15 protein-coding genes, 2 tRNA genes and 1 pseudogene are annotated in these 22,527 nt (G+C 28.9%); 8 read left to right on the forward strand and 10 right to left on the reverse strand.

Annotation, left to right across the window (positions count from 1 at the left end; genetic code table 11):
- Window positions 1-1,080 precede the first annotated feature (1,080 nt).
- The 4 genes from DRF75_RS03595 to DRF75_RS03610 form a co-directional block, all read right to left on the reverse strand.
- Window positions 1,081-1,449 (reverse strand): holo-[acyl-carrier-protein] synthase, encoded by a 369-nt coding sequence (locus tag DRF75_RS03595; RefSeq protein ID WP_129992664.1) that lies wholly within the window; start codon window positions 1,447-1,449, stop codon window positions 1,081-1,083.
- A complete protein-coding gene (proS, locus tag DRF75_RS03600; RefSeq protein ID WP_045171443.1) occupies window positions 1,446-2,720 on the reverse strand; it encodes a proline--tRNA ligase in 1,275 nt (424 codons plus the stop codon). The genes DRF75_RS03595 and proS overlap by 4 nt, the downstream gene beginning before the upstream one ends.
- Before the next feature lie 1,102 nt (window positions 2,721-3,822).
- Window positions 3,823-4,788, reverse strand: coding sequence for a glutamine amidotransferase-related protein (locus DRF75_RS03605; protein WP_052453682.1), 966 nt, complete (start codon window positions 4,786-4,788; stop codon window positions 3,823-3,825).
- A gap of 90 nt (window positions 4,789-4,878) precedes the next feature.
- Window positions 4,879-4,951, reverse strand: a tRNA-Phe gene (locus DRF75_RS03610).
- 174 nt (window positions 4,952-5,125) lie between these two features.
- On the opposite strand from DRF75_RS03610, the gene coaD reads away from it, so the two are divergent.
- On the forward strand, window positions 5,126-5,614 hold the full coding sequence (gene coaD, locus DRF75_RS03615) for a pantetheine-phosphate adenylyltransferase (protein ID WP_045171444.1): 489 nt from the start codon (window positions 5,126-5,128) through the stop codon (window positions 5,612-5,614).
- Window positions 5,615-5,731: 117 nt separating this feature from the next.
- Here the strand turns inward: coaD and DRF75_RS05250 are convergent.
- From DRF75_RS05250 to DRF75_RS03630, 3 genes and pseudogenes are all read right to left on the reverse strand, one after another.
- Window positions 5,732-5,884: pseudogene (locus tag DRF75_RS05250) on the reverse strand (pantetheine-phosphate adenylyltransferase); the annotation flags it as partial.
- 1,170 nt (window positions 5,885-7,054) lie between these two features.
- Window positions 7,055-8,026, reverse strand: coding sequence for a thioredoxin-disulfide reductase (trxB, locus tag DRF75_RS03625; RefSeq protein ID WP_045171445.1), 972 nt, complete (start codon window positions 8,024-8,026; stop codon window positions 7,055-7,057).
- Window positions 8,027-8,644 (reverse strand): peroxiredoxin, encoded by a 618-nt coding sequence (locus tag DRF75_RS03630; RefSeq protein WP_045171446.1) that lies wholly within the window; start codon window positions 8,642-8,644, stop codon window positions 8,027-8,029. It lies immediately after the preceding gene.
- A 405-nt stretch (window positions 8,645-9,049) separates the two neighbouring features.
- Between DRF75_RS03630 and DRF75_RS03635 the strand changes: the two genes are divergently transcribed.
- On the forward strand, window positions 9,050-10,246 hold the full coding sequence (locus DRF75_RS03635; RefSeq protein WP_129992665.1) for a pyridoxal phosphate-dependent aminotransferase: 1,197 nt from the start codon (window positions 9,050-9,052) through the stop codon (window positions 10,244-10,246).
- Between the two features lie 873 nt (window positions 10,247-11,119).
- Here DRF75_RS03635 and DRF75_RS03640 read toward each other — a convergent pair.
- The 3 genes from DRF75_RS03640 to DRF75_RS03650 form a co-directional block, all read right to left on the reverse strand.
- Window positions 11,120-13,012 (reverse strand): peptidylprolyl isomerase, encoded by a 1,893-nt coding sequence (locus tag DRF75_RS03640; RefSeq protein WP_045171448.1) that lies wholly within the window; start codon window positions 13,010-13,012, stop codon window positions 11,120-11,122.
- A gap of 223 nt (window positions 13,013-13,235) precedes the next feature.
- Window positions 13,236-13,805, reverse strand: a complete 570-nt coding sequence (tsaB, locus tag DRF75_RS03645; protein WP_240729892.1) for a tRNA (adenosine(37)-N6)-threonylcarbamoyltransferase complex dimerization subunit type 1 TsaB — start codon at window positions 13,803-13,805, stop codon at window positions 13,236-13,238.
- Window positions 13,806-14,023: 218 nt separating this feature from the next.
- Window positions 14,024-14,097, reverse strand: a tRNA-Arg gene (locus DRF75_RS03650).
- Window positions 14,098-14,679: 582 nt separating this feature from the next.
- Between DRF75_RS03650 and truB the strand changes: the two genes are divergently transcribed.
- From truB to DRF75_RS03680, 6 genes are all read left to right on the forward strand, one after another.
- On the forward strand, window positions 14,680-15,582 hold the full coding sequence (gene truB, locus DRF75_RS03655; RefSeq protein ID WP_129992666.1) for a tRNA pseudouridine(55) synthase TruB: 903 nt from the start codon (window positions 14,680-14,682) through the stop codon (window positions 15,580-15,582).
- 1 nt (window position 15,583) lies between these two features.
- Window positions 15,584-15,865: a 30S ribosomal protein S15 gene (gene rpsO, locus DRF75_RS03660; protein ID WP_011304458.1), complete on the forward strand. Its 282-nt coding sequence runs from the start codon at window positions 15,584-15,586 to the stop codon at window positions 15,863-15,865.
- Window positions 15,866-15,903: 38 nt separating this feature from the next.
- The gene (pnp, locus tag DRF75_RS03665) at window positions 15,904-18,291 is read left to right on the forward strand and encodes a polyribonucleotide nucleotidyltransferase (protein ID WP_045171453.1); all 2,388 of its coding nucleotides are present in this window, start codon (window positions 15,904-15,906) and stop codon (window positions 18,289-18,291) included.
- 27 nt (window positions 18,292-18,318) lie between these two features.
- Window positions 18,319-19,113 (forward strand): methyltransferase domain-containing protein, encoded by a 795-nt coding sequence (locus tag DRF75_RS03670; protein ID WP_045171455.1) that lies wholly within the window; start codon window positions 18,319-18,321, stop codon window positions 19,111-19,113.
- Between the two features lie 29 nt (window positions 19,114-19,142).
- The gene (gene lepA, locus DRF75_RS03675; protein ID WP_129992667.1) at window positions 19,143-20,939 is read left to right on the forward strand and encodes a translation elongation factor 4; all 1,797 of its coding nucleotides are present in this window, start codon (window positions 19,143-19,145) and stop codon (window positions 20,937-20,939) included.
- Between the two features lie 436 nt (window positions 20,940-21,375).
- Window positions 21,376-21,879, forward strand: a complete 504-nt coding sequence (locus DRF75_RS03680; protein WP_045171457.1) for a hypothetical protein — start codon at window positions 21,376-21,378, stop codon at window positions 21,877-21,879.
- The last annotated feature ends 648 nt before the right edge of the window (window positions 21,880-22,527 follow it).

Below are 22,527 nucleotides of genomic sequence, written 5' to 3' on the forward strand. Positions count from 1 at the left end.
TACAGGATGGGTAATGATTTTATGAGAATGAAGTTTCATATATTTTAAATGTGTTAAGTAATAAAAAACATTTTTTTAATGTTAAATAGAAAAGCTTATTTTTTGCTTTTCTAGATGTTTATCTGTTAATGTGAAGTTTTTACTTATGGAATGATCAGTGATTTATGTAATAATTAAGGTTCATATGTTTTAGTGTATGGTATTACTGGAATATATTTTATGAATTTTTTTAATATGGCATAGAAAATTTTACTTTGTTGTATTTCTGAATACTTGTTGTTTTGTATAGAGTTTTACTTACAGGATGGGTAATGATTTTATGAGAATGAAGTTTCATATATTTTAAATGTGTTAAGTAATAAAAAACATTTTTTTTAATGTTAAATAGAAAAGCTTATTTTTTGCTTTTCTAAATGTTTATCTGTTAGTATGGATTTTACTTATAGAGTTGTCAGTTATTTGTGGAATAATTGATTAAGTATTTTAACCATGACTTGCAATTAAATATGAATTTAATTTTGTAAAATATTCCTTCAAGTTTTGCTGAACTAATATTGCATCTTTATATTTTCAGATACAATAATTTTTTATACTGTGCTTGTTTTATATATAAAAAAACATTACATAACACTATTCATTGTATTGAAAAGTTCATTGGTGTATTTGTGTCTTCAGTTATTCTAATATAATGATTAATTATGATAAAACATGATATGTATTACATAATACATGTTTTTTAAATTCTACAACTTGGCATTGATGTGGTACTCCTGATAAGTCAGTTGATATTTCTCTTAATGTTAGTTGTAGTAGTTTGTTAAATATGTTAAAGGTATTGATTGAATAAAATTTCAGCTAGGTATCTTATATATTTTCAATAGTCAATTATGGTTAGCATTGTTAAACAACAGTGAGTTTAATTGCTTTATTCTTCAAATCCACAATTTATTTATAATAATAAGTAAGTACTAGAAGTTTAATATCATCATAGTATTTGCTAAGCAATACTGATGACTTATAGTATGGTGCTTTTTTTATTGTATTATATTGATTTGATACCTGTGTTTCTTCATGGCTTTATTATGCATTGTATATAACTATAAAGGCAATAGCATAGTCTTTTTCATCACTGATTGATAACTCGATTTTGTGTATTGGATTACTATTACTGACAGTGATTTGCGGTTTCCCGTGTGAATTGTTTGATATTACAATGTCTGACATTTTGATAGATTGACCAAAACCTGTTCCTAGAGCTTTAACATAGGCTTCCTTTGCTGCAAAGCGTTTTGCGAAGTGTCTTACTTGTGCATCAAAATTTGTGTATTTATTACTATCTTCTATTTCTTTCTGGTTAAACACACGAGTAAGAAATTTAGTACCAAACTTTTTCCACAGACTTGATATACGTGGAATATAAACAATATCTGTACCAATGCCTAGTATCATTTCTTAAATTTTTTTAAAAATTGCTCTACAGAGATTAAAAATTTGTCCTTATTTAATCTATTCCTTACTTCAATAAGATCTTGTTCTACTGTTGATTTGCCAATTATAATTTGCCATGGCATACCTAATAAATCTGTTCTTGTTAATTTTATTCCAGGACTGTCATCTGTATCGTCATATAATACATCATCATGTAATTGTATGTGTAAATTTTCTGCAACTTTTATGCATTTATCATTTGATGGATATAAGTTAACTAAATAGAATTTAAAAGGTGATATTTCCTCTGGCCATGTAATGCCTTTATTATCATGGAAAACTTCAATTATTGCTGCTACTAACCTTGATATTCCTATACCATAGCAGCCCATTTGCAGAGGTTTGTAATCATTGTTATCACAAAAATTTGCATTCATTGGTTTTGAATATTTATCTCCAAGATAGAAAATATGTCCTATCTCTATGCCTTTGCTTATTTTGATCTTATTTGATGGAATAGGGCAAGTTTGAGGATCATACATGTCATCTGCTGCAGTATAAGTATTTTTTATTCTTTCAATGTCAATATTATCACTATTCATTAACTCTATAATTTCTTGATCATAGTATAGAGTGCTTTCTCCAGAGTTTGCTAATACGTGAAACTCATGACTTAAATTTCCACCTATTGGACCTGATTCTGCTTTGACTGCTATTGGAGTTAACCCTAGCTTTCTAAAAATTTTTATATAAGTTTTGAACATTAAATTATATGTTAAGATAGCACCACTTAAATCTTTGTCAAAGCTATATGCGTCTTTCATTAGAAATTCTCTACATCTCATTATACCGTACCTTGGACGTAGTTCATCACGAAATTTCCATTGTATTTGATATAGAGTGAGCGGTAGATTTTTGTGGCTTGTTAATGTTGTTCTTAATGTATCAGTAATGACCTCTTCATGAGTTGGTCCAAAAAGCATTTCTCTTTGATTTCTGTCTGTAATACGCAGCATTTCAGATCCATAGTCATCATATCTACCTGACTCTTTCCACAAACTTGCTGGTTGTATCAATGGCATCAGCACTTCTAGAGCTCCTGACTTATCCATCTCTTCTCTAACAATGTTTTCTATATTTCTTAATACTCTGAGGCCTAGTGGGAGCCAAGTGTATATTCCTGAAGCAATTTGCTTAATGAGCCCTGCACGTATTGAATACTTATGTGATACTACTAACACATCAGATGGTGTTTCTTTTAATGTTGGTATATAGTAGTTTGATAAACGCATTAAAAATATTGGTTAAATATAAATTGTAGCACAGATATCATATATATTTTCAATAGTCAATTGTGATAGTCAATGTTAGGTAATAATGAATTGAGTGTCTTTGTTTTTTTCAAGTTGATAGGTGAATATAATAAAATCAATACTGTTGGCACTCTATGGCTATGATATTTGTTAAATAATGCTAGAATAGTAATTTTATTCTTAAATTATTTATAGAAGAAGTTATTACAAGGTTTATAACTTTCTACACAGCAAATAAAAATCCTACTTGTTTTTTTCACAAGTGGTAATAACTCTTATAATATGTAACTAGTATGTTGAATGCTGATATGATGTATGCTTATATTTATGAATTAGACAATACATTAGTGTACTTGCAGACTAAGTATATTGGATCTGTTAAAGGAATATATTAGTATAATATTTTGTACACTAAATATTCTGTGTTTATTGATTATGTAATTAAAATTGTAGGACTAGGTATCACGTATTAGATGAGTTTTTCTGACTAGTAACATCATTTTTGTAATGCTTATATTTGTACCTATAAAGTAATATCTTATGTTTTAAGTTTTTGTGGCTAGTTGGAACGCTAAGTAATATTTTGTGCATTAAATATTTTGTGTTTATGGTTATGTAATAAAAATTGTAGGACTGGGCATCGTATATTATATTTAGTTTTATACTAATAGTAGGTACATTAACATAATGTAAGTCTATATTGTACTTATGCCTATGAAACTAAAAATACGTGAGTATATCACAAACTATCACATTAGAGTTGGTTTTTTGCAGCTAATAGTATTATACTACATAATATTTTTAATTTTTACATAATCTATGCCTGTTTTTACAGAGTTAAAAAATACAAAGGGTATTATAAACTAAGCATAACATATTAAAGCTCTTAGTTTTTGTTGCTAATACTACCTAAATGATTTTTGATGTGTGGATCCACTAGAAATGCATTAGTATACTTACAAACTGTACATAGCATGTTACTCATTATAGCTAGTAGTACATTAACGACGTAGTGTGTGTACTTAATTTTGTACATGCACTTACAGAACTGAAAAATGTATAGATGTATTTGCAACTATTATTAGTTTCTATAAAGGAAATCATTTATAATTGCAATTGCTGATAATGTTGCTTGGCGTTTTTTGACATCATTATCATCTTTAACATCCTCTTCAGATCCTTTTATTGCGTTAATTGCTAAAGCTTCAGGATGGTCTTGAAATAAAATATTTCCGTGTTTATCTTCAATTGCTTCTATAATACCGTCATCAGAGAATCCTACTATTTTATATCCAAGAGATTCTATTTTTTTGATATTCTCTTGACTGTTATTTACTACACCTCCATGTGCATCTGGGAAGTATATTGCAATCCATCCATTGTCGTCTGGCTTAACATATTTAGAGACAATACTTGATAACCTACTTCCAGGTGCGACTCGTAATCTGTGAAGACCGACGTTCTTTCTGTGTGGGTCTGGCATTGAAATTGAATGTGCTTCTACAGCTTCTTTAGATGTAACGATCTTTTTTACACGGATTACTTCTACACCAACTGCATGCATTATACCTTGTAGTCCTCCACACACCCCTATCAAGTGAATTTTTGGGTTGCTTTCTACAATTTTTACTATTGCATTGGTGACAAGTTGCCTGTTTGGAGTTGGTGGATAAGGTTCAGTGTCTACATTATAATAGTTTCCTGGAATAAATATTCTATTAATCTTATTCTCTTTGATAAAGTTGTGAACAGCGTCTTGAATTTTATCTGATTCTATTTTTGCAAGGAGTGAAATATCATTTTTAGCTTCTTCTAGCGATTCGTTTTTTATTTTTTTAAAATCTAAGATTGTATTGTAGTCAAATAATATAACTTCTGCTCCTAATTTTTCTAACATTTCTGCAATGTTATTTGAAAACGTCCATTCTTCAGGGTAAGTTTCTTTTTCTGTGCGTACTAGTCCGACAATCATTTTATTTGATGCTACTTCTAATCCAATTGCTGATGTGGAAAATAAAAAGAATAATATTAATACAAAATAACGCATTGAGTCCCCATAAAATAATAACTTATTAGTTTATAAATAACATGCCACAAAGACTTAACTAAACTCTGAACATAGGGAGTGTGTGACAAGTGGCTTGAGTTGGAATCGAACCAACGACACAAGGATTTTCAGTCCTTTGCTCTACCGACTGAGCTATCAAGCCAGCATACAGTTGTACTATAAAAAGTGACATCTATGATATGCTAATACAAGTCTATAAATTAACATAAGTTCATGAATTATACGTTATAAATATTAGTTATTCAAGTGAAAATATAATCTTAAATTGATGCAAGGATTGTGATACAATGTGATTTTATAAAACTAATAATTTGATGTGAAAGTAGGTATATATCCTGGTACTTTTGATCCAATTACTTTTGGTCATATTGACATTATAAAGCGAGCTTATAACTTGGTTGATAGATTAATAATAGGTGTTGCTAGGAATTGTGTGAAAAATACAATTTTTTCTGCTGAAGTTCGTGCAGAATTAATACAACATGAAATACAATTATTAGGTATAGCAGTAGAAACTATAATTTTCGATGGTTTGCTGGTATATTTTGCTCAGGAAAACAATGCATCTGTAATTATCAGAGGATTGAGGGCTGTTTCTGATTTTGATTATGAATTTCAAATGAGTTGGGTAAATTACAAGCTTACTCCTAAAATAGAAACTATATTTTTGCCAGCCTCAGAGGATACTCAATTTATTTCTTCAAGTTTTGTTAAGGAGATAGCACGTCTTAATGGAGATATTAGTGTTTTTGTTCCTGTAAGTGTGCAAAAATATTTAAAGAATTTCTATCAGAATTCTAATTAATATTTTGTTATTCATTACTTTTTTTTAAGTAAATGGAAATGTCTCACTTATAATATGATATGGTAAAAGTATTAAGTTGTTTAGTGGTGTGCCATTTTAAAGATTAGATATTTAAATATTTTCTAATGCTGAAAAAAATATGTTTTCAGTTTGAGAAGTAAACTTGTAATTTACCCAACTCATTTGAAATTCATAATCAAAATCAGAAACAGCCCTCAATCCTCTGATAATTACAGATGCATTGTTTTTTTTGAGCAAAATTGTAATAAGTTATTGAAAATCATGATTTTCTAGTATAATAACTAGTAATTTTTAACTAGGTTTAACAGATAAGCAATGATGTTAATATAGCTTCACATAAGCTTTGTTCAATAGTATGTCTTATATAATTATAGCTATAATTAGAATAATGTGAGATATATTAAATTTATTAGAAATGGCAGTATTGTGTTATTAATTTGTAATGCTTCTGAAACTGATCAATATTTGAGAAATAGGTTATTGTATCTTTCTTATTTAAACTTTATGTGGTTATGTAAAATTACACTGCAAAACCTTTAGTAATGTACTTAAAAACATTTTGTATTTTAGAAAAGTTGATTTTACAGTTGTATTAAAAAGAACTAAGCAGCTTTTTTACATTGTCGAAAGTAAATGTGAAGGTATATGTTTATTTATGAATAATATTTTTCTTGTAAATTTTTATATTGTGCAATGGAACCCGTAAGTACTTATACTATTTTGACATATAAGCTATTATTTATCTAGAAATGTACTAGTCTTAGTAGCTCTACATTAACTGTATATTTGTTTGTTTAAAACATAGTATATTCTAGTATACTTTATAGTCTAATTTAGTGGTAATTTCAGGTTTTACTTAAAAGTAAGTTTAGTATTTGTATCACATGTTGCAAAGTTCTAGTGTTTTATTATAAGAAGATTATATGTATGCTTTGTATTACAAATTATTAAGTTTTGAGAAGTAGTAGTGTAATAAGATTCAGTATTATAGGTAAATATTCATGATACAAAAGCACATTATGTTCTAGTAAAGTCTTATAACTTCTATCTAACCAAGGACTTATTCTAAGAAAGTTTAATATTTCTATATTATAAAATGTTGTGTCACTGATTGTTATTCTTGAAGTTTATACAGATGTTTTATGTTTAAACTCTTAATTTTTAACAAGAAAGTATAGTTATGATGTAATGAAGGTAAAATTTCTATATCAGTTGGAAGATATTTAACATAAAAACATATCTATATACTATGAAGATTTTATAGCTTCTAGTAATGAGTTAAAAACTTATTTTAAATAAAGTTTGCACTACATCATTGAAAAATATCAATATTTTGTAATATTTATACCTGTACTTTATAATGTAAAAAACTTTATATTTTTAAGTAATAATCAAACTTTTACATTAGTTGTGTATTTGTTAATTTGGATGCATGGTATGTTCTGATAAAAATTTTGCAGCTTCTAATGCAGCCATACACCCAGAACCTGCAGCGACAACAGCTTGTCTGTATATTTTATCTTGTACATCACCTGCAGCAAAAATACCAGGATAACTAGTTATTGTACTGCCAGGTTTAGTTATTATATATCCTTCTTGATCTAAATCTACTATACTACTATTATCTTTATTTTTTAGTATTTGTGTATTTGGTGTGTGTCCTATCGCGATAAATACTCCTTTTACTTTGATAGTAGTAAGTTGTCCAGTTTTGACAGATTTTAATTCTACAGCTTCCACAGTACCATTTTCATGATTTCCAAGTATTTCTTCTACGACACTATCCCATATAACTTGTATCTTGTTATTATTAAATAGTCTCTCCTGCATTATGGGTTCAGCTCGTAATTTATCCCTTCTATGTACTAAAAATACTTTTGTTGCATGCCTTGTTAGATATAATGCTTCTTCAACAGCTGTATTGCCTCCTCCTATTACAGCAACGTCACTTCCCGTAAAAAATGTGCCATCACATGTGGCACATGCAGAAACACCTCTGCCTTTAAAAGTTTCTTCGCTTTTTATATTAAGCCACTTTGCTTGTGCTCCTGTTGCAATTATAATACTTTCTGCAATATATTGGTCACCAAATATCCCTATGCATCTAAAAGGGTATACATCTGTGTGTATTTCTTTGATTTCATCAGATATAACCTTAGCACCTGAGTTATGTGCTTGTTGTTTCATCTGTTCCATTAAATCTGGTCCTTGTACTGCATGTGCAAATCCTGGAAAATTTTCAACATCTGTGGTAATTGTGAGTTGTCCTCCAGGACACATTCCTGTTATTAGTATAGGTTCTAAATTAGCACGAGCAGCGTATATGGCAGCAGTACAGCCTGCTGCTCCAGATCCTATTATTAAAACTTTTGTATTATGTGTATGTATCATTTATTTATCCATAGTGCTTTTTTCTAAATTGTCTATGTGTGATGTTAAGTAATCTTCTATGCCGTGTTGTGATGCTTCCATTGCTGGGTCTCCTATCATCCATCCAGCCGGGCATACTTCTCCATGGATTTGGTGATGCTTTATTGCATCAATGATTCTTAAAAGTTCATCTACATTTCTACCTATAGGAAGATCATTGATTGACTGATGACGTACTATGAATTTATCATCGATTACAAAAGTTGCTCTTAGTGCTATGCTGTTATTATGTAATACGCCATAACTACTTGAAATAAAGTGTGAATCATCAGCAATTAATGGGAAGCTAATTTTGTCAATTCCACCTTTATTTACACTAACATTACGCCAGTGACTATGACAAAATTCGGAGTCTGTGCTAATACCAATGATTTCAGTGTTTTTTTCCATAAACTGAGGTATTCTATTATGTAAAGATATAATTTCTGTTGGACATACAAATGTAAAATCTCTTGGATAAAAGACTAAAATAGCACACTTACCATTAACATATTCTTTTAAATTTAATTCACAAATTTTGTCATCTGGCATGACTGCTTTTGCTGTAAAGTCAATGGCTTGTTTTGTTATGAGATTCATAAAATTACCTAGTTAGTTAAAATTAACAACGATCTTATAGTACTTAATACTATAATTAAATGATTTTGTAATTATATTTTATTAATCACTTGTTGTACAATATGGAGCTTTGTATTTTTTAAATACTGTTCATAGAACTGTTACATTTTTGTGATGTTTAGTATTTATTCTCAAATTTTTGGCGAAGTTATGATATGAGTGTCATTTTTGAATGAATGATCTTATATTATTATTTACTATTTTGATAAGATTTAGTATATTTATTTAATTTTTTATTTGTTTTTAGAAAAGCTTTGTATGGTAATGGGTGAAACGTTATTGTAATATATATATTACAAATAATGTTGAATATTAATTGAGCTATACTAGAATGAATTTGTTTATGTAGAAAATATTAGGGTAATTATGTCGCTTATAGCTGAAAGGATGGGTTGTATTAAACCTTCACCTACACTTGAAATTGCAAGTCAGGCACACAAATTAAAGATGTCTGGGGTAGATGTAATTTCTTTAAGTGCTGGTGAACCTGATTTTGATACACTACAACACGTTAAGCAAGCAGCCATTGATGCGATTAATGCTGGTAAAACTAAGTATACAGCAGTTGATGGAATTATTGAGTTGAAAAAAGCAATTGTTGATAGGTTTAAACAGGATCATAATTTAACTTATGATGTTAATCAAATTTCTGTAGGAAGTGGGGCTAAGCAATGCATCTATAATTTATTAATGGCTACTATAAATGATGGTGATGAAGTAATAATACCAGCTCCATATTGGGTATCTTATCCAGATGTAGTAAAAATATCTGGTGGGAATCCTGTAGTTGTTGATTGCGGTGAAACATTTAAATTAACTCCTGATTTGCTAGAATCTGTGATTACTGAAAAAACTAAATGGCTGATTATTAATTCTCCAAATAATCCTACAGGGTTAATGTATACATATGAAGAGTTGCAAGGTATAGCTGAAGTTTTACTGAAATATCCAAATGTATATATTATGACTGATGATATATATTCAAAGATAGTATATGATGATTTTGAGTTCTTTACTATTGCACAAGTAGAACCACGTTTATATGATAGAGTATTTACAGTTAATGGTGTATCAAAAGCTTATGCAATGACTGGGTGGCGAATTGGGTATGTAGCTGGTGATTCAAAAGTTATTAGTGCAATTTCTGTTATACAATCACAAAGTACAACTAATCCTAATAGTATTGCACAGTTTGCTTCAGTACATGCTTTAACTGGAGATCAGGAATTTCTAAAGGAAAGGAATGAAGTATTTGCAAAACGTCGTGATATGATGATGGATATGGTGAGTAATACTTCAGTGCTATGTGCACAAAAACCTCAAGGTGCATTTTATGTGTTTGTTTCCTGTAAGGGATTGATGGGTAAAAGTACAAAAAATGGTTTTGTTATAAGTAGTGGTATGGATTTTACTAGATATTTATTGGAAGATTATAATGTTGCTACAGTTCCAGGTGAAGCTTTTGGAGTACAAGGGTTTTTCAGAATATCTTATGCTACTTCTACTGAACACTTGTCTAAGGCTTGTGACCGTATTTTAGATGCATGTAATAAGTTATTGTAGTCTGAATAAATTAATATTAGATTGTAAGGTTAATCTCAGATCAAAGTGTTATGAGTTGTAGTTATGTAGCTTAATTACATTATAGTGTATGTGACATGAAAATTATTTAGTAATAGAACCTTGTGTATTGGATATCTGTAGTTATTGAGCAGATTTATGTAATTGTATTTATTAATATGATTTTACAAATACTCGATGTTTTTTACTGTCAATGCGTTATCGGCTTTTGCAGAGTTGTAGTATAGAATTGTAATATAGAAGGAAATATAGTAATTCTGTAGTATTTTGTTGATTTGATAATAGACATTTGTTTACATAACTTTCTAATGATGCTTTCAATAAAATTTTTAAAGAAGTTAATGTGTTGAGTTAACTATATTATACTTGTTTTATTGATAACTCCTATTTGTAAAAATATTTTTCTACAAATTCTTATGCAAGTGCATTATCAATTGTAGAAAAAGTATAATGTTAATTAATTATATAAAAAGGAATTGATAATGTTGTACGTTATTTAATTTCAAGTCATTTATTTATTATTAGTACTTTTAGTATTACGTAATATGCTGTTGAATCTGGAAATTTTGTTCATTGACTCTAATTCTTTTCATTACTCTTACCTACATCTACGAGTGCTAATATTAATACTTTTAGCATCTACATAAACTTTTAACTATACTCATCTTTTGTATATAACTTAACGGTTTAAGTACTACCTAATAATGTTCTATGAATTTGAATATCTTTGCAATTACAATACTTGCTAAATATTTAAAATGTATGTGTTAGTGCTTATACAAAAAAGTTATATCAACTGATGATAAATACCTTAGTTATATTGTTCTTTAAATAGCATTTGACTAAAAATTACGACTAACGCACATTGTCAATTAAATGCTGATTTATTTTAACAGAATATTTTTTTGTTAAATATGTTATAAGTTGATTTTTGAGTGATTCTAAATTGTCATTTGCAATTCTCTCCTGAATATTTTTAAAATCTGCATTGCTTATTTGATCAGCATTTTTAATGTCTTTTAATACTGCTATCAACATTTTTTGTTCTGAAGAATTTGTTGTACTTTGGTAACTCTTGCTGATTTCTCCTTTTTTAAGATTAAAAATTTCATCTACAAGATCAGTCGGGTAATTTTGACCAGGGTTGTCGACTGCAGCTACACTATTTCTATAAACCATTTGATTTGAATTCAGTAATACACCATCAATGTTGTGTATATCTATTCCTGATTTAAGCTTGACTACAACTTCTTGTGTTAACTTAGATAACTTTTGAGATTTTAAATCATTTTGCCATTCATATACTAATTGTTCTTTGCTTTCATCAAAAGTTTTTTCTCTTGATGGCTCTACTTTAGTAACATTTACACTAAAAAAATAATCATCATTATCAGTGAAATTAGATGGTTTATTTAATTGTGTTGAAAATGCAGCTAAAATTATTGCATCAGCATTTGATTCTGACATTTTTATTTTGTTTCCAAGTGGATCTTTGCCTGAAATATCTGTATTGATTGTTTTTATAGATAAGTTATATAATTTTGCTATTTCATTGATAGATGTACCGTTGTTAATTTTATCATTTATGGATTGAATCTCTGTAGTTAAGAGACTAGTCGCTTTTTTCTTTTTAATATTTTGAGCAATTTTTTCTCTTAGTTCTTGTAAGTCTTCAGTGGATATTTTGTGAATGTTTTTTATTTTTATAATGTGCCATCCAAACATGCTATGTAATATAGGGCTTATATCTCCTTCTTTTAAAGAAAATACTTTATCCCTTATATCATTAGGAAGTGTATTTTTTACAATGTTGTTTAATGTGATATTATCTATAGTGGTATGTGCAATATTTGTAACTACATCATTGAAATCTGTGCCTTCATTTAATGCTTTTAATGCAGATTCAGCTTCATTTTTAGTACTAAACACTAAGTTTAGTATGTCTCTTTGTTCATCTAATTCTTCAGTTTTTATTTCATTATCTATCTCTTCTTGTGTTACATTTATTTGATTGATGAAATTTTCGTGGTTAATTGTTAGATACTCTATGACTCTATTCTCTGGGAACGTAAGATTACCACTTTTGCGTTTTTCTTCATATAGCTTTTTCAACTCATCGAGACTTGGAACAGAGATATCATTTGTTGATGGTGATATTTCTATTAGATCTATAGTGCGTACTTGATGCAGATTTTGTAAAATTTGCTTTATTAATTCTGGATGATACTTAATGTAAGTATTTTGTGTTCCGCTAAATAAGCAACTCATTAACATCGCTACAGGGAATGCTTTTTCTAATTTGTTTATATATAACCTTTCTGTTAGTCCTGCATTTGATAACCCTATATTGAACTTTGTTTTATCAAAATTTCCATTTTCATCTTGGAAGAACTTTATGCTTTTAATATGACTTAATATACTTTTTTCTCCTACTTTAAGATTTAATGAGTCAGTAAATTTTGTTAATACTTTGTTTTCAATTAGTTTATTTAATACAGAGAGTTTAATATTGAATTGAGCAATTTGCTCTTCTGTTAGTGGACGATTAAGTATTTGCTGTATGTACCTTAGCTCATCGTGGTAAGCATTTGTGTAATCCTGTAGTAATAATTTCTCATGACCAATCTTTGCTACATATTTATCATTGTTAAAATTTCCAGGAAAAAACGATGTTCCAAATGCTATAAATACTAAAGAACACACTAAAATTATTAGTAATGGTTTTACGAAAAGGCCTTTGGATTTCATTTTATATACACACGTAAAGTATTAAATGTGTTTAATATATCAGACAAAAAATCTCATGCAAATGTTTTCATATACCAATATATGTATTTTATTAAAAAATTTATAAATTTAACTGATAATTTTTAAATGTTTCTTATTCAGTCCATAATCATATTACTTCAATAGTAATTTGAGTAGATACCTTATTGATAAATATGAGTATATTAATGTGAGAATGTAGAAGTTATATTGTATTAAAATATATAGGACTTGTACTTAATGTAGGTAAGTTATTTTGTAATTTATATGCTAATATTAATGCAGCTGTTTTTGCATTAAAATCAGGTGCAGTGATAGATTGTGTATAATGTTTATGGGTGTTACATTTAAGGTTTTTGTCTAACAATTGTATCTTGCTTGTTGGAATAAGTTGATGATTAAAAGTTTGATAGTAGAATTTATTATTAGATACTTCAACTACTGAAAGTATATTTTCATTTTTATTTGTTTGTGCTATTAAATATGCCTGCATCTCTAAATTGCTAATGCCGTGTAGCGTAATATTTGATGCAATGTGTATTCCTTGAGCGGCTGCTATTCCAACTCTAATACCTGTGAAACTTCCTGGACCTACCACTACACCAATGTCTGAGATAGTACTGTATGAGTTCTGTGATTTATCAAACAGTGTATGAATAAGTTTAAATAAAGATTCTGAATGTTGATTGTGAGATGTACTTTCTTCATAATGTATGACTTGATTTTCACTAATTATAGCTACAGAACATATAGGACCTGATGTGTTAATTGTCATAATAGCCATAATCTTTTGTGGTTTAGTAAGTTAATTGATAATAGCATATAGTTATAGTAAAGAATAGTTTTCGTTTTTTATAATGAATACATAGCTTAGCTTTGAGGGTTTATGTAGGATATTACTGTGGGAATTGAATTTATTTTTTTATTCTTAGTGATGGGAATCCAATATATAAAATTTTCTGCGAAGATCATAGTTAAAATGAGTAAAAACAGCGCACCCTGAGCGATTCGAACGCCCGACCTTTTGATCCGTAGTCAAAAACTCTATCCAGCTGAGCTAAGGGTGCTATTATTAATAGCTATATAATTTAATTTGAGATCTGTAAACAAATTTTTGATAATTTAAGTAATGACTATAAAATTGTCAAAAGCATCGAATTTTGTTGTATATAGATGATTTCATTTGTTGCAATTGCGTTTTTATATAATTTAATATAAAAATGAAGTTATCTGCTTAACAGACTGATTATTTGCCATAATTTATATGGCTAAATTTCATATAGAGTTTTAAGTGTTTAGTATAGAATGCTTTATTAATATGTGTATTTTAATAATATTAAAGTTAAATATCTTTCTTTAAAAATCTGTAATTATCTATTAATAAGTAATTTTTTATACAATTTTAGTGTTATACTGAAATAATATTGAATTAGGATGTGAATATATTATACATTGTATTATGCTAATATTTCAAATCAAGATATTAGCTTAATATACTGAATTTTTAATGTATTATTTTATTATAAAATAACCTTATACATTTTTCTTTTTATCATTAATAATAGTTTGTAAGTATAATACTACTGTTTGCTATTTGTGTTTCCCTGGTTTATTGATTGTGAGTATGTAAGTTTTTTATAGTTATTTATATGTATGGTTGGGTAAATTTAGATAAGCCATGTGGTATGAGTTCTGCTTATGCAGTTAATTTAGTAAAAAAATTTTTGAATGTTAAAAAAGCTGGTCATGCTGGTACTTTAGATCCTTTAGCTTCTGGTGTTTTGCCTATTGCTATTGGTGAGGCTACAAAGGTTATGCCTTATGCTATTGATGTGATAAAATCTTATTTGTTTACAGTGCAGTGGGGTGAACAAAGAACAACAGATGATGCAGAAGGAGAAATAATAAATAAAAGTGATGTAATACCTTGTGTAGAAGATATAAAAAAAATAATACCAGATTTTATAGGGTTGTTGAAACAAGTGCCTCCTAGTTTTTCAGCAGTGCATGTAAATGGTGTAAGAGCTTTTGAATTAGCTAGAAATGGTCAATATGTAAATTTGAGTTCTAGATTTGTTGATGTCTTAGAATTAAAGTTATTATCATTTGATGTGGAAAATAATAGATCGGATTTTTATTTATCGTGTAGAAAAGGTGTATATGTTCGTTCTATAGCAAGGGATTTGGGGATAAAGTTAGGATGTTTGGGGTATGTTGCAAAATTACAAAGAGTAAGAGTAGGTTGTTTTAGAAAAAAAAATGCCATTACTTTAGAAATGTTAAAGGCATTATATTCTAATTGTAAAAGTAGTTACTTGTTACCTTTGTGGTATGTTTTACAAGATATTAAACATCTTAATAACTTTTTTTCTGAAGTTGAGATAAAAAAGCTTAAAAATGGTCAAAATATTGAGTTAAATAACTTGTGTGTAATAAGGAATTGTGGTATCTGTTATGTCAGTACGGATAATGTGCCAGTGGCAATTTGTAGTATAGTTAATGGTGTTGTAATGCCAGTACGTATTTTTAATGTTAGAGATTTGGTATTTTAATATGTCAATTACACGTGAGAAAAAATCTGAATTAATAAGTGAATATTGCCTTAAGAAAGGTGATACTGGTTCTTCTTTTGTACAATGTGCAATTTTATCAGAGAGAATACGTAACTTGACTGAGCATCTTAAAACTCATAAAAAAGATTTCCATTGTAGACGTGGTTTAATGGTATTGGTTTATAGAAGACGTAATGGGTTGCAGTATATTAAAAAGAAATATGGTGATGATCAATATTTAGCATTAATAAAAAGATTAGGTATCAGGGATATTTTTCACTGATTTAATATTGTAAAAAGTAAAGAAGTAGGAAATTGTGTATGTTTAATTTGATAAGAAAATCTACAGAATGGGGGGGGAAGACCTTAATTTTAGAGAGTGGTAAGATAGCAAGACAAGCTAATGGTGCTGTGATGGTAAATTATGCTGGTACTACAGTTTTAGCAACTGTAGTAACAGGTAAAACTAAAGAGCCAGTAGATTTTCTGCCTTTGACTGTACAGTTTGTTGCAAAAAGTTATGCTGTAGGTAAAATTCCCGGTGGTTTTTTAAAAAGAGAAGGGAAACCATCTGATAGAGAGACTTTAATCTCTCGTTTAATTGATAGAAGTATAAGGCCTCTATTTCCTTCTGGGTTTTACGATGAGGTTAGTATAGTATGTAATTTACTTTCATATGACACAGTTACTCCTCCTGAAGTTACTGCACTAATTGGTGCAACTGCAGCTTTATCTATATCTGGTGTTCCTTTTAATGGTTTAGTAGCTGGTGTAAGAATTGGTTATTTACCGTCTGAAGATAAATATTTATTAAATGCATCTGCTGATGATATGTTATGCAGTTCTTTGGATTTATTTTTGTCAGGTAATGAAGACTCTGTTTTAATGGTTGAATCTGAAGCTTCTGAATTATCTGAATCTCAAATGTTAAGAGCGATTACATTTGGGCATCAGAATTGTCAAGAAGTTATTAATTTGATTAAAGAATTTAGTGAAGAGAAAGGTGTACAACCTATTGAATTTATTCCTCATGATATTGGTCCAATTGTAAATTATATAGAATCTTCTTATAAACAGGATTTTAGTTTAGCATATGCAAATACTGTAAAGAAAGAAAGAGTACTGAAATTAGAAGAATTAAGAGATAAAGTACTTTCTGATTTTGCAGAGAAGTGTAGTGTTGATAATGTGGAATGTGATAATCAAGATATAGTTAGTGCGTTAAAATCCTTTGAAAGGTCATTAGTAAGGTCTCAAATTATAGAAACTTCTTCTAGAATAGATGGCCGTGCGTTTGATGAAATACGTAATATAGAAATTGAGGTAGATGTATTACCTAAAGCTCATGGTTCTGCTTTGTTTACTAGAGGTAATACTCAGGCATTGGTTGTTACTGCACTAGGTACACCTCAAGATGAGCAAATAGTTGATGATTTAGATGGTGATAGAAGAGAGAATTTTTTATTGCATTATAATTTTCCTCCCTATGCAGTAGGTGAATCGGCAGCTTTGCGTGCTCCTGGTAGAAGAGAGATAGGTCATGGTAAACTTGCTTGGAGAGCAATTCGTTATGTATTACCTGAAAAATCAGATTTTCCATATACTATTAGAGTAGTTTCTGAAATTACTGAATCAGATGGTTCTTCTTCAATGGCTACTGTTTGTGGTGCATCTTTGGCTTTAATGGATACTGGTGTACCGATAAAATCTCCTGTTGCTGGTATTGCAATGGGACTTATTAAAGAAGGTGATAAATTTATAATATTATCAGATATATTAGGTGATGAAGATTACCTTGGCGATATGGATTTCAAAGTAGCTGGTACTGCTGCAGGTGTTACTGCTTTGCAAATGGATATGAAAATATCTGGTATTAGTGTTGATGTGATTGAAAGAGCATTACTTCAAGCTAAAGATGGTAGGATCCATATTTTAAGTAAGATGAATGCGGTGATACAAGAATCTCGTGATAGTATAAAAAACCATGCTCCCAGAATAGAGTCTATTTTTATAAATAAGGATAAAATTCGTAATGTGATAGGTAGTGGAGGAAAAAATATACGTGATATCTGTGAGAAAACAGGTGCAAAGATTGAAATAATACAAGATGGCACTGTTATGATATATGCTATTAATAATGAAGCAGTAGAATATGCTAAAAGTATGATAATGGATATTGTAACTGAGCCAGAGATAGGTAAGGTTTTTGAAGGGACTGTTGTTGAAATTGTGAAGTTTGGTGCTTTTGTTAGCTTCTTAGGTGGTAAGAGAGGCTTGATACATATTAGTGAAATAAGGAATGAACATATTAGTGCGGTAGGTAGCGTAATTTCTGTAAATGATAAAGTAAAGGTATTGGTTATTGGTATAGATCGTGAACATGTTCAATTGTCTATGCGTAGGGTAGATCAAGAAACTGGAGAGCCTATAGATGGTGAACTTTATAATGTAAGAAAAAGTAGTTTTTCTGATGATTCATCATCTGGTACTTCTAGTAGTGGCAGTGGGTTTAAAGAAGGCTATAGTGGCAATAGACATGGTAGTCATGAAAAAAGGCGTAGTGGTGGTAGTAGATCATCACGTCGCAATAGTAATGGATCTAATTATTATCGTGAAGATTTACATTCAAATGACTTTGGAAATAATAATCGTTCATTCAGTAATAGTAGAAATGATCATGGTGTCCCTAGAAAGCCTAGGTTTTTTTAATTAAGTTTGCTATACCTATAAAGATTTATGCTTATTTTTGATCGTAGTCTTGTAAGGCTTTATAGGGAAAGGCTATCTTACAATAAGAATAATAATTTTGTATTCTCTGAGATTAGTGATCTTTTATTAGATAAGCTTAGTTTTTTTTCACTAACTAGTGGGTTAATTTTAAATATTGGTGTTAGGAGTAATACTTTTAGTGAAGATTTATTGCTAAGAAAAGTAGTATCTTCTCATGATCAAATAATTCAGTGTGATCTATCATCTTGTATATTGTGTAATGCACAAGGTAATTATAAGGTAGTGGCTGATGAAGAAGCATTACCTTTTTGTAGTAATGTTTTTGATATTGTTGTTAGCAATGTATCATTACATAATGTCAATAATTTGTTTAATATATTGTTAAATATATATAATATTATGAAACGCAAAGGAATTTTTCTTGCTGCGTTGTTTGGGAGTAAAACTCTTTATGAACTAAAACATTCAATAATTAGGGCAGAAATGGATTTTGGTGTTGCACCTAGAATTTTGCCTTTTATTGGTGTTCAAGATATTGTTTCTTTATTACAAAAAACTGGATATTCTGATATTGTAGTAGATGTTAATACTATTGAGGTAGAGTATGATGATATATATACTTTATTTAAAGATTTAAGAAATATGGGGGAAGGTAATGTATTGTATAATAGGAATAAATATCCTTTGAGTAGGACTGTTATTAGAAAGGTTTTTGAAAATTATAAACAATATTTTTCAATAGATAAAGTTAATATCCCTGTTACTTTTGAGATTATTACTTTAAAGTGTAGTAAGTTATAGAGCTATATAAGAATGTGAGGATGAATTGTATGGATGAAACTAATATAAGAAATTTTGCTATAATAGCTCATATTGATCATGGTAAATCTACGTTAGCTGATCGATTAATAGAGGAATGTAATGGGTTGGATAAACGGGAAATGAAAGATCAAGTACTTGATTCTATGGATATTGAAAGGGAACGTGGAATTACGATTAAAGCACAAACTGTAAGATTAGTATACAAAGCTAAAAATGGACAAATATATTATTTAAATTTAATGGATACTCCAGGACATGTGGATTTTTCATATGAAGTTAGTAGAAGTTTAGCTGCTTGTGAAGGTTCATTGCTTGTTGTAGATAGTAGCCAAGGAGTTGAAGCACAGACTTTAGCAAATGTATATAAAGCTATAGATAGTGATCATGAAATTATTCCAGTGTTAAATAAAATAGATTTGGCATCTTCAGACCCAGAAAAGGTGAAGTTACAGATAGAAGATATGATAGGAATTGATGCAAGTGAATCACTACTTGTATCAGCAAAGTCGGGTGTTGGTATACAAGATGTATTAGAAGCTATCATTTCTAGATTGCCATCTCCATGTGGGAAATCAGATGGTCCATTGAAAGCTATATTAGTTGATACTTGGTATGATACATATCTAGGTATAGTAATTTTATTACGTATTAAAGATGGTGTAATAAAAAAAGGTATGAAGATTGTTATGATGTCAAGTAATGCTGTATATCAAGTTGATAATGTAGGTATTTTTACTCCTCATAAAAAAATTGTTGATCAACTTTCAGTAGGTGAGATAGGGTTTATTACTGCATCTATTAAAGAATTATCAGATTGTAGAATAGGTGATACTATTACTGAAGAACAGAGAAAGTGTGATGAGCCGCTTCCTGGTTTTCGAACAATTCATCCTGTAGTGTTTTGTAGTATTTTCCCAAATGAAGCTGGTGAGTTTGACAGGTTACGTGAAGCCTTAAAAAAATTACAACTTAATGATGCGAGTTTCACTTTTGAAATAGAAGTATCAAATGCACTTGGGTATGGATTTCGTTGCGGCTTTTTAGGAATGTTACATTTAGAAGTTATTCAAGAAAGATTAGAAAGAGAATTTAATTTAGATCTAACAGCTACAGCTCCAGGTGTAATTTATAAAGTTACTACTAAAAATGGTGATGTTCGTGAAGTTCATAATCCACATGATTTTAGTGAAACTCAAAATATTGCTAATATTAAAGAGCCATGGATTTGCGCGACTATTATGGTACCAGATCAATATTTAGGTGTTATTATGTCACTATGTAATAACAAGAGAGGTGAGAAATTAGATTTATCATATTCAGGAAATACTGCATTATTAAAGTATAGACTTCCTTTATCTGAAGTAGTTTTTGATTTTTATGATAGGATAAAGTCTCTATCTAAAGGCTATGCTAGTTTGGATTGGGAGATGGATGAATATTTAGACAGTGAAATTGCTAAGTTAAGTATTTTGATAAATTCTGAACCTGTTGATGCTCTTGCATGCATTATTCATAAAAGTAAGGTAGAGCAAAGAGGACGTGAAATATGTCTTAGATTAAAAGATTTAATTCCGAGACAACAATACAAAATTGCGATCCAGGCAGCAATAGGTGGTAGGGTTATTGCTCGTGAAACTATTTCTCCATATCGTAAGGATGTCACAGCAAAGTTGTATGGCGGGGATGTTACTAGAAGAATGAAATTATTAGAAAAACAGAAAAAAGGAAAGAAAAAATTGAAGTCTATAGGTAATGTCAATGTTCCGCATAATGCATTTATACAGGCTTTAAAGATAGTAGATTAGTTTTTTGTATAGTAAATTTCTATTATTTAATAAATAATTTGTGGATTTTTAATATAAGAACTAAAAAATTAATTTTTATTGACAAAATCACGTCTAATTGTTATATTTTTATTAATAATTCTTTACTTTAAATGTTATGAAAATTAACTATTAAATACTAAAGTAGAAAGTAGTAATAATAAAATTATAATATAACTTACTATCCTATTTAGATTTTTAGTAATATTAGTTTCAAAAATTATATAAAAATTCTTATCATATTTTTAATGTGTAACCATCATTAATGTAAAGGAGATAATAGTTTAGTAGTGAGTAGGGTTATTATTGTATTAAATCATTAATATAAATATGTTTTTTTTTTTCTAGTAAAACTAACATGCTTATTTTAACTGTGCCTATCGCAGTGGTATTAGTTTTTATACTTAAGTGTGTTTACATGAAGTATAATAGAGTTAAGTATTACGATACTTTGTATGAAGGTGATGAACAAGCATTTGATGATCAAGGTGAATGTGTAAGAGATACATCGTCAAGTCAACAACATGACTCTCTAAGTGTATTTGAGGGTGTCCATGGATCTGTAAGCAATGACTTACAAAATGATCAAAGTAGTAATGAAGTTGCGGCAATAAGTGAACATGTAAAATGTGCGTTATCAAATCGATTAAATGGTGATCTAATAATATTTGAAGATGTACATGAAGATATAAATGGTAACTTGATAAATGATCAAAGTGCTTATAAGAATGCATATGGAGATGTTAACAATAACTTTCTAAACAGCACAGGTAGCGACAACAATAATAATATTTGTGCAGATAGTACTACTAAAACTAAGAAAAGAAAAGTTTTGCATGTTTATTCTGATAATTCTATACTAACGGAAATACATAATGCTAGTGTGGTTAATTGCATTAATCAAAGCAGATCGTTGATATAAACTTGTATATTATGGAAGCTGGTAATAGTGTAAACACTTAAGTACTATGCAAATACTGTGTGCAATATTAAAGTAATGCAAAAAATAAGAGAAAATTTTGTTACTTTAATTACAATTTTAGCTAAGAAGTTAATTTTAAACTTAAGTATAGCAATGTATATTTCTATAGTAAATTATATACAGTTAATATAAAAGTAATAATTTATGGATTCTAGCGATATTATTTTTACTATATGTTTAAATAAATTGTGCAATATAAAATTGTAATACTCGTTGATTATTGAGCTGCATATTTTAAAACATGTAATGTTAAAATAGCTTATTAATCCTGTTATATTTTTTATTTAAATATCACAAACTGGCTGTAGAATGCTATAACAATAGCATTTTTGTTTTATAATGAGAAAATGCTTATTAATTTTGTAGCAACAGCTTTATAACAATGCTGATTGTGAGTTATTTGTTAAGCTTCTGAAATGTATTTTTAATAATTTGTAAAAGTAGATTATTAATTTTTATGTTATAAATCCTATAAAAGGCTATAGTGTTTTTAATCCAAAATTTGTATTTTAATATTTGTGTATAATTTTATATTTAAATTTTAACAAATCTGATTTCTCTAATAGTCTTTAATCTCTTAAATTATTA

Source organism: Ehrlichia minasensis (genome assembly GCF_004181775.1).
GTDB classification, from domain to species: domain Bacteria; phylum Pseudomonadota; class Alphaproteobacteria; order Rickettsiales; family Anaplasmataceae; genus Ehrlichia; species Ehrlichia minasensis.